The sequence below is a fragment of the Brevundimonas sp. 1080 genome (assembly GCF_040545985.1).
Classification (GTDB): Bacteria; Pseudomonadota; Alphaproteobacteria; order Caulobacterales; family Caulobacteraceae; genus Brevundimonas.
Genome location: NZ_JBEPMW010000002.1, coordinates 115,462 through 130,488 on the forward strand (window position 1 = coordinate 115,462; position 15,027 = coordinate 130,488).

The 15,027-nt window shown below is 66.4% G+C and carries 10 protein-coding genes; 6 read left to right on the forward strand and 4 right to left on the reverse strand.

Annotation, left to right across the window (positions count from 1 at the left end; all coding sequences use genetic code 11):
* The first annotated feature begins 80 nt into the window (after positions 1-80).
* Both ABIC32_RS06005 and ABIC32_RS06010 read left to right on the forward strand, forming a co-directional pair.
* The gene (locus ABIC32_RS06005; RefSeq protein WP_354073115.1) at positions 81-1,898 is read left to right on the forward strand and encodes an alpha-amylase family glycosyl hydrolase; all 1,818 of its coding nucleotides are present in this window, start codon (positions 81-83) and stop codon (positions 1,896-1,898) included.
* Complete coding sequence (locus ABIC32_RS06010; RefSeq protein ID WP_354073117.1) at positions 1,895-3,538, forward strand: alpha-amylase family glycosyl hydrolase; 1,644 nt, start codon at positions 1,895-1,897, stop codon at positions 3,536-3,538. Before ABIC32_RS06005 ends, ABIC32_RS06010 begins: the two co-directional genes overlap by 4 nt.
* Positions 3,539-3,543: 5 nt before the next feature.
* Here the strand turns inward: ABIC32_RS06010 and ABIC32_RS06015 are convergent, their stop codons facing one another.
* Complete coding sequence (locus ABIC32_RS06015) at positions 3,544-4,557, reverse strand: LacI family DNA-binding transcriptional regulator (RefSeq protein WP_354073119.1); 1,014 nt, start codon at positions 4,555-4,557, stop codon at positions 3,544-3,546.
* A gap of 103 nt (positions 4,558-4,660) precedes the next feature.
* Here ABIC32_RS06015 and ABIC32_RS06020 point away from each other — a divergent pair, with 103 nt between their 5' ends.
* Genes ABIC32_RS06020 through ABIC32_RS06035 form a run of 4 tightly spaced genes read left to right on the forward strand, consistent with a single transcriptional unit; the run spans position 4,661 to position 11,554 of the window.
* On the forward strand, positions 4,661-6,727 hold the full coding sequence (locus ABIC32_RS06020) for a glycoside hydrolase family 97 protein (protein ID WP_354073121.1): 2,067 nt from the start codon (positions 4,661-4,663) through the stop codon (positions 6,725-6,727).
* Positions 6,724-8,235 carry an MFS transporter gene (locus ABIC32_RS06025; RefSeq protein ID WP_354073123.1) on the forward strand — a complete coding sequence of 504 codons (1,512 nt, stop codon included), beginning with the start codon at positions 6,724-6,726 and terminating at the stop codon, positions 8,233-8,235. The genes ABIC32_RS06020 and ABIC32_RS06025 overlap by 4 nt, the downstream gene beginning before the upstream one ends.
* Positions 8,232-9,173 (forward strand): alpha/beta hydrolase, encoded by a 942-nt coding sequence (locus tag ABIC32_RS06030; protein ID WP_354073125.1) that lies wholly within the window; start codon positions 8,232-8,234, stop codon positions 9,171-9,173. The genes ABIC32_RS06025 and ABIC32_RS06030 overlap by 4 nt, the downstream gene beginning before the upstream one ends.
* A gap of 8 nt (positions 9,174-9,181) precedes the next feature.
* Complete coding sequence (locus ABIC32_RS06035; protein WP_354073127.1) at positions 9,182-11,554, forward strand: glucan 1,4-alpha-glucosidase; 2,373 nt, start codon at positions 9,182-9,184, stop codon at positions 11,552-11,554.
* A 57-nt stretch (positions 11,555-11,611) separates the two neighbouring features.
* On the opposite strand, the gene ABIC32_RS06040 is transcribed toward ABIC32_RS06035, so the two are convergent.
* From ABIC32_RS06040 to leuB, 3 genes are all read right to left on the reverse strand, one after another.
* Positions 11,612-12,289, reverse strand: coding sequence for a TorF family putative porin (locus tag ABIC32_RS06040; RefSeq protein ID WP_354073129.1), 678 nt, complete (start codon positions 12,287-12,289; stop codon positions 11,612-11,614).
* A gap of 88 nt (positions 12,290-12,377) precedes the next feature.
* Complete coding sequence (locus ABIC32_RS06045; RefSeq protein ID WP_354073131.1) at positions 12,378-13,658, reverse strand: ammonium transporter; 1,281 nt, start codon at positions 13,656-13,658, stop codon at positions 12,378-12,380.
* 280 nt (positions 13,659-13,938) lie between these two features.
* Positions 13,939-15,024 (reverse strand): 3-isopropylmalate dehydrogenase, encoded by a 1,086-nt coding sequence (leuB, locus tag ABIC32_RS06050; protein ID WP_502909328.1) that lies wholly within the window; start codon positions 15,022-15,024, stop codon positions 13,939-13,941.
* Positions 15,025-15,027: the final 3 nt, after the last annotated feature.

The following is a 15,027-nucleotide window of genomic DNA, read 5'->3' on the forward strand; positions in this document are numbered from 1 at the left end:
ACAGCCCCGCACATTGCTGCAAAATCTTGCAAATCGATCTGGAAGGCTTTGCACTTTCCAGACGCAAGGGAGTGAGCGTCATGGCGAGGGGATCCTCCAAAGGGGCCGGACTGCACGCGGCGATGGCGGCGGCGGCCCTGCTGAGCGGCTTTGCAACGCCGACGACGGCGCAAACGCGCCAGGCCGAAGACGCCCTGTCAGCCCTACGTCAACGCCTTCCTCAGGACGAGGTGATCTACTTCCTGCTGCCGGATCGCTTCGCCAATGGCGATGCATCGAATGACCACGGCGGTTATACCGCTGACCGGCTGAAGAGCGGGTTCGATCCGGCCGATACCGATTTTTATCATGGCGGCGACCTGGCGGGGGTGACCCAACAGCTGGACTATATCCAGGGCCTTGGCGCGACGGCGGTCTGGCTGGCACCCGTGTTCAAGAACAAGCCGGTGCAGAGCCATGGCGACTACACCGGCGCGGCGCACCACGGTTACTGGATCACCGACTTCACCGCCGTCGATCCGCACTTCGGCGACGAGGCTGCGATGCGCGCCCTGGTCGAGGCAGCCCATGCGCGCGGCATGAAGGTCTATCTGGACATCGTCGCCAACCACACCGCCGACGTCATCCAGTATCGCGAATGCCCGGAGGGTCGCTGCGCCTATCGCAGTCGCGCTGACTATCCCTACACCCGTCGCGGCGGCGTCGATGGCGCGCCGATCAATGAGGGCTTTGACGGTCGCGACTTCTCGCGCCTGACCCAGCCCGACTACGCCTACACCCCCTATGTCCCGGCGGGCGAGGAGAACGCCAAGGTTCCGGCCTGGCTGAACGACCCGATCCACTATCATAACCGGGGCGAAAGCACCTTCACCGGCGAAAGCAGCCTGGACGGGGACTTCGCCGGGCTGGACGACCTGCTGACCGAGGACCCGGTGGTCATCCAGGGCATGATCGACATCTTCGGCGGCTGGATCGACAAATACGGGATCGACGGCTTCCGCATAGACACCGCCCGTCATGTGAACCCGGGCTTCTGGCAGGCCTTCATCCCCGCCATGATCGCCCGCGCCGAGGCCAAGGGCATCCCGAACTTCCACATCTTCGGCGAGGTCTATGATCCTGATCCGGCGGTGACGGCGCGGTTCACGCGGGTCGACGGCTATCCGGCGGTGCTGGACTTCCCGTTCCAGAAGCAGGCGACCGATGTGGCGTCTGGCAAGGTCGGGACCGACGCCCTGGCCAAGCTGTTCGACGCCGACACGATCTATGACAAGGGCGCCGAGACCGCCGCCATCCTGCCGACCTTCCTGGGCAACCATGACATGGGCCGGGTCGGCTTCTTCGTGAAACAGGCTAATCCGAACGCCGACGACGCCGAGGTGCTGGCGCGCATCAAACTGGCCCATGCCCTGATGATGTTCAGCCGGGGCGTGCCCACGCTCTATTACGGGGATGAACAGGGTTTCGCGGGCGCGGGCGGATACGGGAACTCGCGCCAGGACATGTGGCTCAGCCGCACGCCGGTCTATGCGAACGAGACGCCCGTTGGCGGTCGCCAGCCGGCCTATTCCACGGACGCCCCCCTCTACCAGGCGATCGCAGAGATGACCCGCATCCGCGCCGAGGAGCCGGCCCTGCGACGCGGCCGTCAGGTCGTGCGCGCCTATGGCGACAAGCCCGGCCTGTTCGCCCTGTCGCGCGTCGGCGAGGACGGATCGGAGATCCTGGCCCTGTTCAACAGCTCGACTACGCCCGTCGCCGCTCAAGTCGAGGTGGAGCCCGGTTCAATGCGGTGGCAAGCTCTGCGCGGCGATTGCGCACCCGAATCCTCCGCGCCCGCCAGCGTCGCCGTTCGCGTGCCCCCCCTCGATTACCTCGTCTGCAAGAGCGTGCCGTGACTGCCCTGCCCCTCGATCTTTCCGCGGCTGACGCCGCCCCCGCATTGGCGCACGACTGGTGGCGCGGCGCGGTGCTGTATCAGATCTATCCGCGCAGCTTCGCCGACTCCAACGACGACGGCGTCGGCGATCTGAAGGGGATCACCCAGCACCTCGACCACGTCGCCTCTCTAGGCGTCGACGGCGTCTGGCTGTCGCCCTTCTTCACGTCGCCGATGAAGGACTTCGGCTACGACGTGTCGGACTACTGCGACGTCGATCCGATCTTCGGCACATTGGCCGACTTCGACGCCCTGATCGCGCGCGCCCATGCACTGGGGCTGAAGGTCGTCATCGATCAGGTCTTCTCACACACCTCGGACGAACATCCCTGGTTCACCGATAGCCGCGCCAGCCGCAACGGTGACCACGCCGACTGGTATGTCTGGGCCGACGCCAAGCCGGACGGCTCGCCGCCCTCGAACTGGCAGTCGGTGTTCGGCGGCCCGGCCTGGACCTGGGACGCGCGGCGCGGCCAGTACTACATGCATAATTTCCTGGCCTCCCAGCCTCAGCTGAACGTCAGGAATCCAGCGGTTCAGGACGCCCTGATCGCAGCGGCGCGGTTCTGGCTGGATCGGGGGGTGGACGGCTTCCGTCTGGATGCGATCAACTTCGCCATCCATGACCCGTCCCTGCGCGACAATCCGCCGATCCAGGACGGCAAGAAGCGCACGCGGCCGTTCGATTTCCAGGACAAGATTTACAATCAGTCCCACCCGGACATCATCGGCTTCCTGAACCGCATCCGCGCCCTGACCGACAGCTATGAAGGCCGGTTCACGGTGGCGGAGGTCGGCGGCGATCACGCTGACCGCGAGATGAAGGAATTCACCGCCGGGAACGACCGCCTGCACTCAGCCTATGGCTTCCTCTATCTCTATGCCGATACGCTGAAGAGCGAACTGATCGGCCTCGGTGACGGCATGTGGCCGGATCAGCAGGGCGAGGGCTGGCCGTCCTGGACCTTCTCCAACCACGATGCGCCGCGCGCGGTGTCGCGTTGGGCCCAGGGCCGGGACGAGAAGGCCTTCTCGGAAATGGCCCTGCTGTTGCTGATGTGCCTGCGCGGCAATGTCTTCGTCTATCAGGGCGAAGAGTTGGGCCTGCCTCAGGCCGAGGTGCCGTTCGAGCGGCTGGTCGATCCCGAGGCCATCGCCAACTGGCCTGAGACTCTGGGCCGCGACGGCGCCCGCACGCCGATCCCCTGGGTGGCCTCGGCGCCCAACGCCGGCTTCTCGACGGTCGAGCCCTGGCTGCCGGTCGATCCGCGCCATCTGTCGCTGGCCGTGGATGCGCAGGAGGCGGACCCGACCTCGATCCTGCATGCCGCGCGCCGCATCATCGCCCTGCGTCAGGCCCATCCGGCGCTGCGGACCGGCGGGTTGGAGATCGAGAGCGCGGGCGACCTGGTGGTCTTCCGCCGGTTCGAACGGGCCGAGGGCGGCGAGCGTCTGCTGTGCGTGTTCAACTTGGGCTTCGAGGCCGTGGACTGGTCTGCGCCTGCCGGCGCGCGGCGGATCGCGGGGGTCAACTGGACCGAGGCGGACGAATCGACGCTGAGGCCGCTGGCTGGCCTGATCTTCGCCGACGCCGGATGACGGGTTCAGCCGCCGCAGGTCTCGCGAACGATCAGCTCGGTCGGAACGCGCTCGGAACGGCCTGCTGCGGCGCCGCCGTGATCCAGCAGTTTGGACACCATCAACCGGCCGGCCTTCATCGTGTCCTGGGCGATGGTGCTGAGCGCCGGGCGCGAGTAGCGGCTGAACGGCACATTGTCGAAGCCGATGACCGAGACCTGGCCCGGCACCTCGACGCCGGCGTGCAGCAGCGCCCTTACGGCTCCGAGCGCGATCTGATCGGACGCAGCCACGACGCCATCGAAATCCAGCCCGCGTCGGATCAGGGCGTCCACGGCGGCCTCGGCGGATTCGACCTCGAAATGCGCAGGCACGATCAGGTCGGCGTCCACGTCCAGCCCGCTCTGGCTCAAGGCGTCCAGATAGCCGCGATGCCGCTGCATGGCCTCGGGCGGATCCAGATCGCCCAGGAAGACGATGCGCTTTCGCTCCAGCCGCGCCAGATGCAGGGTCGCGCGGCGTCCGCCGGAGATGTTGTCCGAGCCGATGGAGCAATAGTCCTGGTCGGGCAGTTCTGCGCCCCAGACGACGAAACGATGGTCGGCGTCGACCAGACGGTTGAAGGCCGAATGCAGGCTGGATTGGCCCAGGAAGATCACGCCATCCGCCCGGCTTGTGTTCAGCGCCGCCGACAGCTCGTCATAGTTGGCGGGCGAGATATGGCTCATCAGCAGGTCGCAGCCGCGTTCGCGCGCCGCCTCGCCAACCCCAGCCAGAAGCTCCAGGAAGAAGGGGTCGCTGAGGCGCCCTTCGCGCCCCTGCGGGCGCGGCACCACCAGGGCGATGGTGCCTTGGGCGCCGATCGGGCCGGCGGGCATATGGCGGCGGAACGGATAGTCGTGTTCCTTGGCCAGCTTCCAGATCGTCTGTTTGGTGCGATCGTTGACGGCGGGGCTGTCGTTCAGGGCGCGCGAGGCGGTGGCGATGGACACGCCGGCCAGGCGGGCGATGTCTTCGAGACGGGTTGTCTTGCGGCTCAAGGTCGCGGGTCCTCACAGCAGCATGGTGAAGCTGCAAAATTTTCTGCAAATATTTCAGCCACCGTTCGCGGCGGTTGGCAAGAGGCGGCGTAACGGAGTTCCCATGATGCAGCGCAGATCCTTCCTGGCCCTTGGCGGCGTGTCGATCCTGGCTCTGGGGGCGACGGGCGCGCGCGCCCAGACCGCGCCGAACCATGCCCGCGCGTCGTCGCCCGGCGGCGTGCTGACGGTCGAGGCTTTCACCGACAACGACGGACGGCCGATGTATTCGGTGCTGCGTCAGGGCCGGGTCGTGGTGGCCCCGTCCAAGTTGGGTTTCCTCCTGACCGACGCGCCGGCCATCGAGCGCGGCCTGGCCCTGACGGCAGGGCAGCCGGTCACGGTCGACGACACCTGGGAGCAGCCGTGGGGCGAGCGGCAGTTCATCCGCAACCACTACAACGAATGGCGCGTCGCCTATGCCGAGACCGGCGGCCTGCGACGCCGCGTGGACGTGGTCTTCCGCCTGTACGACGACGGTCTGGGCTTCCGTTACGAGTTCCCGCAGCAGGCTGGCCTGACCACCGTCCGCATCGGTTCGGAAATCACCGAGTTCAATCTGGCCGAAAACGGCGAGGCCCTGTGGTGCCCGGCCTGGGAATGGAACCGCGAGGAATATCTCTATAGCCGCACGCCCATCGATGCGGTCGGCAGCGCCCAGACGCCAATGACGGTTCGGGGCCAGTCGGGCCTGCACGTCTCGATCCACGAGGCCGCCTGCATCGACTATGCGGGGATGAACCTGCGCCGGTCGGAGGAAACGAAGTTCCGCGCTCAGCTGACGCCGGGCCTCACCAATGCGGCGGTGGTGCGCGCGGCGCCGTTCAACACGCCCTGGCGGACCCTGCAAATCTCCGACAGCGCCGCTGGCCTGCTGGATTCCAGCCTGATCCTGAACCTGAACGAGACCAACAAGCTGGGCGACGTCAGCTGGTTCAAGCCGATGAAGTACGTCGGCGTCTGGTGGGAAATGCACCTGGACCTGAAGACTTGGAACTCCGGGCCCAAGCATGGCGCCACGACCGAGAATGCGATCAAACACATCGACTTCGCCGCCAAGCACGGCCTGGGTGGCGTTCTGGTCGAAGGCTGGAACAAGGGCTGGGACGGCCAGTGGTTCGCCAACGGCGCGGACTTCAGCTTTACCGAGGCCTATCCCGATTTCGACATCGAGGCGGTCTGCGCCCACGCGCGGTCGAGGGGCGTGCAGCTGATCGGCCACCACGAGACCGGCGGCAACGCCTTCCACTATGAGCAGCAGCTCGAACCGGCCATGGCGCTTTATGAGCGCCTCGGCGTCCATTCGGTGAAGACCGGCTATGTCGCTGATGCGCAAGGCGCCCGCGTCGCCGGGCCAGACGGACAGATGGTGATGGCTTGGCACGAGAGCCAGGCGATGGCCCAGCACCACCTGCGCGTGGTCGAGGCCGGCTATCGCCACAAGGTCGCCGTCAACGCTCACGAGCCGTTCAAGGACACCGGCCTTCGCCGCACCTATCCAAACATCATCAGCCGCGAGGGTCAGCGCGGCATGGAATATTCGGCCTGGGGCAATCCCGGCAATCCGCCCGAGCATGAGCCGAACCTGGTCTTCACCCGCCTCTTGGCCGGGCCGATGGACTATACGCCTGGCATTTTCGGCATGGAGACGCGCAGCCCCGGCGGCGTGCAGACGACCTGGGCCAAGCAGCTGGCGCTTTATGTCGTGATCTACAGCCCGATCCAGATGGCGGCGGACCTGCTGGTCAACTACGAGGCCAACCCTGGCCCGTTCCAGTTCATCAAGGATGTGCCGGTCGACTGGAGCGAGAGCCGCACGCTGGATGCCGCCTTGGGCGACTATGTCGTCACGGTTCGCAAGCAGCGCGGCACGGATGTCTGGGCCCTGGGCGCCGTCACCGACGAGCATCCTCGCGTGCTGAAGGCCCCGCTCGACTTCCTGGACGCCGGCCGTCGATATCGGGCCGAAATCTATCGCGACGGGCCGGACGCCGACTATCGCGGCAAGCGCGAGGACATCGTCATCGAGCAGCGCGAGGTCACGTCGTCTGACACCCTGACCCTGGCGCTGGCCCCTGGCGGCGGTCAGGCCATCCGGTTCGTGCCGGTCGGCCGGGCGCGACGCGGATGACCCTTCTCTCGCACCGCCCGCGCCTGTCCGGCCTGGCGATCTGGAACATGTGCGTCGGCTTCTTCGGCATCCAGATCGGCTTCGGCCTGCAGAACGCCAACACCAGCCGGATCTTCCAGACGCTGGGCGCCGAGGTCGACAGCCTGGCGATCCTTTGGATCGCCGCGCCGCTGACGGGTCTGCTGGTCCAGCCGATCATCGGTCATTTCAGCGACAAGACCTGGACCCGGTTCGGGCGTCGCCGCCCCTATTTCCTGGTCGGGGCCATCGCCACCACCCTGGCCCTTATCGCCATGCCCAACAGCCCCAGCCTGTGGTTCGCCGCGGCCATGCTGTGGATCATGGACGCCTCGATCAACATCACCATGGAGCCGTTCCGCGCCTTCGTCGGCGACAACCTGCCGGAGGAGCAGCGCACCGCCGGCTATGCGATGCAGAGCTTCTTCATCGGCGCCGGCGCGGTCTTCGCCTCGGTCCTGCCGTGGCTGTTATCCAACGTCTTCGACATCGCCTCGACCGCCGAGGCGGGCGTAGTGCCCCTGTCGGTCAAGATCGCCTTCTACGTCGGCGCCGCCGGCCTGTTCTCTGCCGTGCTGTGGACGGTGCTGTCGACCAAGGAATACAGCCCCGAACAGGTCGCGGCCTTCGAACGCGCCCGAGACGACGCGCCGACCGCGCCCGTCGAGGCCGAAGCGCCGGCCCGCAGCGTCCAGGGCTGGATGACGTCGGGCCTGGTGTGCGCCGTGCTCGGCGGACTGGGTTTTGTGCTGATCGGCGCGCTCGATCTGGAGAAGGAGCTGCTGATCCTGGCCGGCTTCTTCGCCGGGTTCGGCCTGCTCCAGATCGCCGTCGGCATGATGCAGCGTCGCCGCATCACCAACGCCGCGACCGAAATCCTGAACGACATCTTCCGCATGCCGGAGACCATGCGCGGCCTGGCTGTCGTTCAGTTCTTCAGCTGGTTCGCCCTGTTCGCCATGTGGATCTACACTACTGCGGCCGTGACCCGCGTCCATTACGGCGCGACGGACACCACCTCAGCCGCCTACGCCACGGGCGCGGACTGGGTGGGGGTTCTGTTCGGGGTCTATAACGGCGTGGCGGCCCTGGCGGCCTTCACCCTGCCGGCCATCGCCAAGCGGGTCGGACGCAAGGCGACCCACGCCCTGATGCTGATGCTCGGCGCCGCCGGCCTGTTCGGCGTCTTCGCCATCCGCGAGCCGGGACTGCTGTGGCTGCCGATGATCGGCGTCGGTTTCGCCTGGGCGTCGATCGTCTCCATGCCCTACGCCATCCTGTCGGCGGCGGTGCCGGACCGGAAGATGGGCGTCTATATGGGCGTCTTCAACATCTTCATCGTCGTGCCCCAGCTGCTGGCCGCGACGGTTCTGGGCCTGATCCTGAAGACCCTGTTCGATGGTCAGGCGATCTGGGCCCTGGTGCTGGGCGCCGTCTCCTTCGTCCTGGCCGCCGCCAGCGCGCTGATGGTCAAGGAGCATCGCGGATGAACCGTCGGGGTCTTCTGGCCCTCATGGCCGCCCTGCCCTTCGCCGGCGCGGCGCGCGCCGAGGGCGCCCTCGCGGGCGGACGGCTGGTGCGGCATGAGGCGGTCGCGTCGGCCCATGTGAAGGCGCGCAACGTCTCGGTCTGGCTGCCGCCCGGATATGAGGCGTCCGACGCCGCCTGGCCTGTTCTCTACATGCACGACGGCCAGAACCTGTTCGATCCGGCCACGGCCAACTTCGGCGAATGGGGCGTGGACGAGCATCTGACGCGGCTGATCGAAAGCGGTCAGGTGCGGGCGCCGATCGTGGTGGGGATCTGGAACACCGACCTGCGGCTGAGGGAATATGTCCCCGCCGACCTGATCGCCGCCCTGCCCGCCGACATGCGCGACGAGGTCCAGGCTATCTACGGCGGTCCGTCCTTGTCCGACGGCTATCTGCGGTTCCTGGTCGAGGAGTTGAAGCCCTTCATCGACAGCGCCTACCGCACCCTGACCGGCCCGCAGGACACGATGATCGCCGGCTCCAGCATGGGCGGCCTGATCTCCATGTATGCGGTGATGAAACGGCCGCAGGTCTTTTCCGCCGCCGCCTGTCTGTCCACCCATTGGCCGCTGAAGGTCGAAGGGCTCGAGCCCGGCACGACGCTGGACGCCTGGCGCGCACGCCTGGTCGCCGCCTGGACCGGCGTGATCGAACGCGGCCTGCCCGAACCGGGCGACCACTGCTTCTATTTCGACCGGGGCGACGAGACGCTGGATCAGTTCTACGCCGTCTTCCAGACCCAGGTGGATCAGACCTTCCGCCGTCGAGGCTATGGCCCCGGCGATTTCCGCAGCCTGGTCTTCCCCGGCGCCCAGCACAATGAAGCGTCCTGGAACCAGCGCCTGGACGTGCCTTTGACCTTCCTTCTTTCCCCCGCCCCCACGCGCAACCCGTGAGGACCACAATGCGTCACTTCCGTACCTTCTGCCTCGCCGGCGCCGCCGGCCTGGCCCTCGCTTCCGCCGCAAGCGCCCAGTCGGGCGTCGCCCCCGGCGCGCCCGGCGCACCGCCCGTCTGGTCCAGCGCGGCCAAGACCGGCGCCGGCGCATCCTACGAAGCCTATGTCGATGGCCAGTATCGCGACGGCGGCCCGACCGGCGCGGTGTCCAAGGTCTGGTATTCCATCGCCGACGGCGTCCTGACCGAGACCATGTACGGCCTGATCCATGAGGCTCAGATCAAGGCGCTGCGCTTCGCCGGCTTGACCCAGGACGGTCTGGTCGTCGAAGGCGACGACACCACCAGCCGCACCGAATATCTGCATGTCGATGCCCAAGGGCGTCCGCTATCGCCGGCCTATCGCGTCACGACGCACGACAAGAACGGCCGCTTCGAGATCGAAAAGCAGATCTTCAGCGATCCCGACCGCAACGCCCTGGTGCTGCGCGTCACCATCACGGCGCTGAAAGGCGATGTGACGCCCTATCTGATGCTGGAGCCGCACATCGCCAACACGGGCGTCGACGATCGCGGTCGGGTCACGCGTGACGGCTTCCACGCTTGGGAAGGCGACACCCACCTGTTCCTGAAGCCCAGCCAGGCCTTCGAAAAGGCCAGCGTCGGATTCGTGGGGACGTCCGATGGTCTGACCGATCTGAAGGACGGCAAGCTGGACTGGACCTACGCCTCGACCGGCGATCAGGCCGGCAACACCATGATGACCGGGGCTCTCCCGCGTCTGCGCCAAAGCCGCCGGATCACGCGCGACTTCGTCATCGGCTTCGGCGCCAGCGAAGCTGAGGCGCGCGCAGCTGCGGACGGTTCTTTCGCGACTGGTCTGGACGAAGTGCTGGCCCGCTTCAACGGCGAGGGCGAGCGCGTCGGCTGGGAAGACTATGTCGGCTCCCTGACCGAACTGCCGCGCATCGCCGAACAGGCGACCGACGGGGGCAAGCTGGCCTACGCCTCGGCTCTGATGCTGAAGGTGCAGGAGGATCGCACCCATGCGGGCGCCCTGATCGCCAGCCTTTCCAATCCGTGGGGCGACACGGTGGACGCGTCGAAGTCCTCGACTGGCTACAAGGCCGTCTGGCCGCGTGACTTCTATCAGGTGGCGATGGCTCTGGCGGCGCTGGGCGACAAGGAGACGCCGCTGGCGGCCTTCAACTATCTGCCGCAGGTCCAGGTCGGCCCGAACACGCCCGGCAACACCGGCGTCGGCGGCTGGTTCCTGCAGAAGACGCACGTGGACGGCGAGCTGGAGTGGGTCGCGGTTCAACTGGACCAGACCGCCATGCCGATCATGCTGGGCTATCGTCTGTGGAAAATGGGTTGGCTGTCGGACGCCCAGATGACGGAACACTATCGGTCCATGCTGAAGCCGGCGGCCGACTTCCTGGTCGACGGCGGCAAGATCGGGCTGATGTGGAATGACGCGGAGATCAAGCCGCCCTTCACCCAGCAGGAACGCTGGGAAGAGCAGCAGGGCTATTCGCCGTCCAGCACCGCCGCCGTGGTCGCGGGCCTGACTGTGGCTGCCGAAATGGCGCGCGCCTCAGACGACGCCGCCGGCGCGACGCGCTACCAGATCGCGGCCGACAGCTATGCGTCCAAGATCGAAGAGCGGATGTTCACCACCAACGGCGACTTCGGCGACGGCCGCTACTTCATCCGCATCTCTCAGAACGAGAACCCGAACGACAAGGCCCCGATCGGCGCCGCCAATGGCCAGATTGCGCCGGCGGAAGACCGTGTGGTGGACGGTGGCTTCCTGGAACTGGTGCGCTATGGCGTGCGCAAGGCCGACGATCCGCACATCCTGTCCACCCTGCCCGTCTATGACGATCAGTCGCTGGAGCCGCTCTATCGCGTCCGCTACGACTTCGGTCCTGAGGGCGACAAGACGCCGGGCTGGCGCCGTTATGGCGTCGATGGCTATGGCGAGGACCATCTGACGGGCGCCAACTATGGCGTCGGCGGGGAGATGAGCCCCGGTCAGCGCGGTCGTGTCTGGCCCTTCTTCACGGGCGAACGCGGTCACTATGAGCTGGCCCGCGTCAGCGTGAACGGCGCCCCCTCGGCCGCCGACATCGCCGCCATCCGCCAGACCTATGTGCGCGGCATGGAGCGGTTCGCCAACGGCGGGCTGATGCTGGCCGAACAGGTGTGGGACGGCGTCGGAAACCCGACGGCCAAGGACTACGCTGTGGGTCAGAATACGGACTCGGCGACACCATTGGCCTGGACCCACGCGGAATATCTGAAGCTGCTGCGGTCACTGGCCGACGGCAAGGTCTGGGACAGCTACGACCCCGTCCACGACCGCTACGCCCGCTGATACGAAAACGGCCCCGGAGATCGCTCTCCGGGGCCGTTGTTATTGAGTCTAGCCGGATCAGAAGGCGAACTTGACGCCCGCGACCACCCGGTCTTCAGCACCGGGAACGCCCTTGATGTCTGTGTCGTGATAGCGGACGTCGAAGCCGATGGCCGGATCGATGGCGTAGGTTACGCCAACGTTCCATGTCGCATAATCGTCACTGACGTCCAGAAATTGCTGACCTACCGCCCCGGAAATCGTTACCTTTTCGATCGGCGAAAACGCGCCGTTCAGTTCGACGTACGTCGCCGCTTCATCGACGCCGAAGAAATCCGGTGAGTAATAGACCGCCGCCCCGAACGTAGCCGGACCGATGGCGCGCGAGGCCGCCGCTTTGAACTCAACGTAGTTGTAATCTGCACCGTCAGGCTCCTTCGGATAAAGGTAGCCGATCACCCCGAAATCAAGCGCGTAGCCGGCGGCCTCGGTGCGGTACCCGCCGTAAGCATCGACCTCCGCGCCCGTGTCGTCACCGAAATCGACGGTGGACGCCCAAGCCCCGGCATAGAAGGAACCATAGGTGGCGTCTACGCCGCCCTGGATTGCAGCATTCTCGCTCGTCTGGCTAAAACCACGGAATACGTAGTCGCTGACCAAGCCGACGTTTGCCGACAGCTTGAGTTCCTCAGCGGACGCCGGAGCGGCCAGACAGATCAGGCCTGTGGCGAGAGCGGCCGCCGCCGTGCGGATCATGGAATTCTTCATAGTCTATCCCCTTGTTGGACTTGATCTCTTCAGGTCGAAACCGGGCGCGGGTTTGGGAGCCGCGCCCGATCTCAGCTCAGTGTTCCAGCGCCTCGCCATGCAGCGAGGTGTCCAGACCGGCGGCTTCTTCCGCTTCGCTCACGCGCAGGCCCGTGGTGAACTTGCAGATGAACAGGATGATCAGGGTGCCGACGGCGCTGTAGACGATGGTCCACAGCAGGCCCAGGGCCTGGGCGCCGACGTTGGCGCCTTCCGACAGGCTGTTGATCGCGGTCGTGGCGAACACGCCGGTCAGCAGGGCGCCGATCAGGCCGCCCGCGCCGTGGATGCCGAAGGCGTCCAGGCTGTCGTCGTAGCGCAGCAGCTTCTTGATCCACACCGACGAGGCGTAGCAGGCCGGACCGGCGATCAGGCCGATGATGACCGCGCCCTTGGGGTCGACGAAGCCGGCCGCCGGGGTGATGGCGACCAGACCGGCGACGACGCCCGACAGCATGCCGATCAGCGAAACCTTCTTCTTCTCGATATATTCGACGACCTTCCAGGTCAGGGCGGCGGCGGCGGCGGCCAGGATGGTGTTCAGCAGCGCCACGCCCATCAGATCGTTGGCGGCGCCCGCCGAACCGGCGTTGAAGCCGATCCAGCCGACCAGCAGCAGCGAGGCGCCGATCATGGTCAGGACGGGGTTGTGGGCGGTGATTGCCTCTGTGCCATAACCCTTACGGCGCCCCAGGAAGATGGCGCAGACCAGGCCCGCGACGCCAGAGTTGACGTGAACGACGGCGCCGCCCGCGAAATCCAGCACGCCCGCCGAACCCAGGAAACCGCCGCCCCAGACCCAGTGGCAGATCGGCGCATAGACCAGCAGCGACCACAGGGCGGTGAACAGCAACAGCGCCGAATATTTGAACCGCTCGGCGAAGGCGCCGGTAATCAGCGCCGGGGTGATGATGGCGAAGGTCATCTGGAAAGAGATGAACAGGAATTCGGGAATGCCCGGCAGCAGGGCGTTGGCGGTCTTCAGCGACACGCCGTTCAGGAACAGCATGTCCAGGCTGCCGATGAAGGGCTGAAGGCCGGCGCTCTCGTTCTTGCCGAAGGCCAGGCTATAGCCCGCGATGAACCATACCAGGGACACCACGGCGAAGACGCCGACGGACTGGGTGATGGTGGCGATGACGTTCTTCTTGCGCACCATGCCGCCATAGAACAGCGCCAGACCGGGGAGGGTCATCAGCAGAACCAGGGCGGTCGAGGTGCCGAGCCATGAGGCGCCGGCGCTGTCCAGCTCAAGCGCAGCCTGGTGGCCGAGCAAGGCGGGCGCGGCGTCCTGCGCATTGGCCGCGCCGGCCGCCATCAGACAGAGTGTGGGAAGAAGGAGCGCAGCCGCTCCCGTAAGTCGTTTCGTGGTCTGCGACATGAGCTAGTACCCCCTATGCAATTTCGCAGTTGCGAAGATTTTACCGCATTTGCGATAGGCGCAAGGGGCTAGACCGTGAACGGCGCAACTTTCTTGCAACGGTCACGAAGAAAAAGATCAGGGCCGCACGATCCTTCGATCGTGCGGCCCCTTATCGGATTCGCCATGCCGAAAAAGCCAAGCTCAGCGTCAGAATTTTCAGCGTCAGTTCAAGCCGTCAGGCCCAGTGCATCTGCACCCGGTGCGCGGCCGCCCAGTGGATGGCGCGGATGGCGTCGATGACGGCTTCGGTCGCCGCTCGCGTACCCAGCGCGCCGCCCAGATCGGCCGTCACGGCGCCGGCCGCCAGAACGGCGGCGACGGCGGCCTCGATGGAATCGGCCTCGTCCTCCAGCTTCAGGCTGTGACGCAGCAGCAGGGCCGCCGACAGGATGGTGCCGACTGGATTGGCCAGATCCTGACCGGCGATGTCCGGCGCCGAGCCGTGGATCGGCTCGAACAGGCCCGGCCCGCCCGCGCCCAGCGACGCCGACGGCAACAGGCCGATGGAGCCGCCCAGCACCGAAATCTCGTCCGACAGGATGTCGCCGAACATGTTTTCGGTCAGGATGACATCGTAGTCGCGCGGCTTGCGGATCAGGTGCATGGCCATGGAGTCCACCAGGGCGTGCTCCAGCGTGATGTCGGGGAACTCCTCGGCATGGATGCGGGTCACGACCTCGCGCCACAGACGGCTGGTCTCCATGACGTTGGCCTTGTCGACCGAGGTCACCTTGCCACGACGCTGTTGGGCGGTCTGGAAGGCGGCGCGGGTCACCCGCTCGATCTCCGGCACGGTGTATTCGCACAGGTCGGTGGCGCGATCGGCGGTGCGGGTCTTCTCGCCGAAGTAGACGCCGCCGGTCAGTTCGCGGAAGACGATCAGGTCGACGCCCTCGACGATCTCCTTCTTCAGCGGCGAGCGGTGCGCCAGCACCGGCGACACCTGCAACGGCCGCAGATTGGCGAACAGGCCCATCGCCTTGCGGATCGCCAGCAGCCCCTGTTCCGGACGCGCCTTGCCGCCATCCCATTTCGGCCCGCCGACGGCGCCCAGCAGCACGGCGTCGGACGCGACGCAGGCGGCGCGCGTGGCCTCGGGCAAGGGCTCGCCCGTCTCGTCGATGGCCGCGCCGCCGATCAGATGCTCGGCGAACTCGAAATGGTGACCATAGAAGTCGCCGATGACCCGCAGGACATCGCGCGCGGCCCGTGTGACCTCCGGTCCGACGCCGTCGCCGGGCAACAGGACGATGTTGTAGATCTT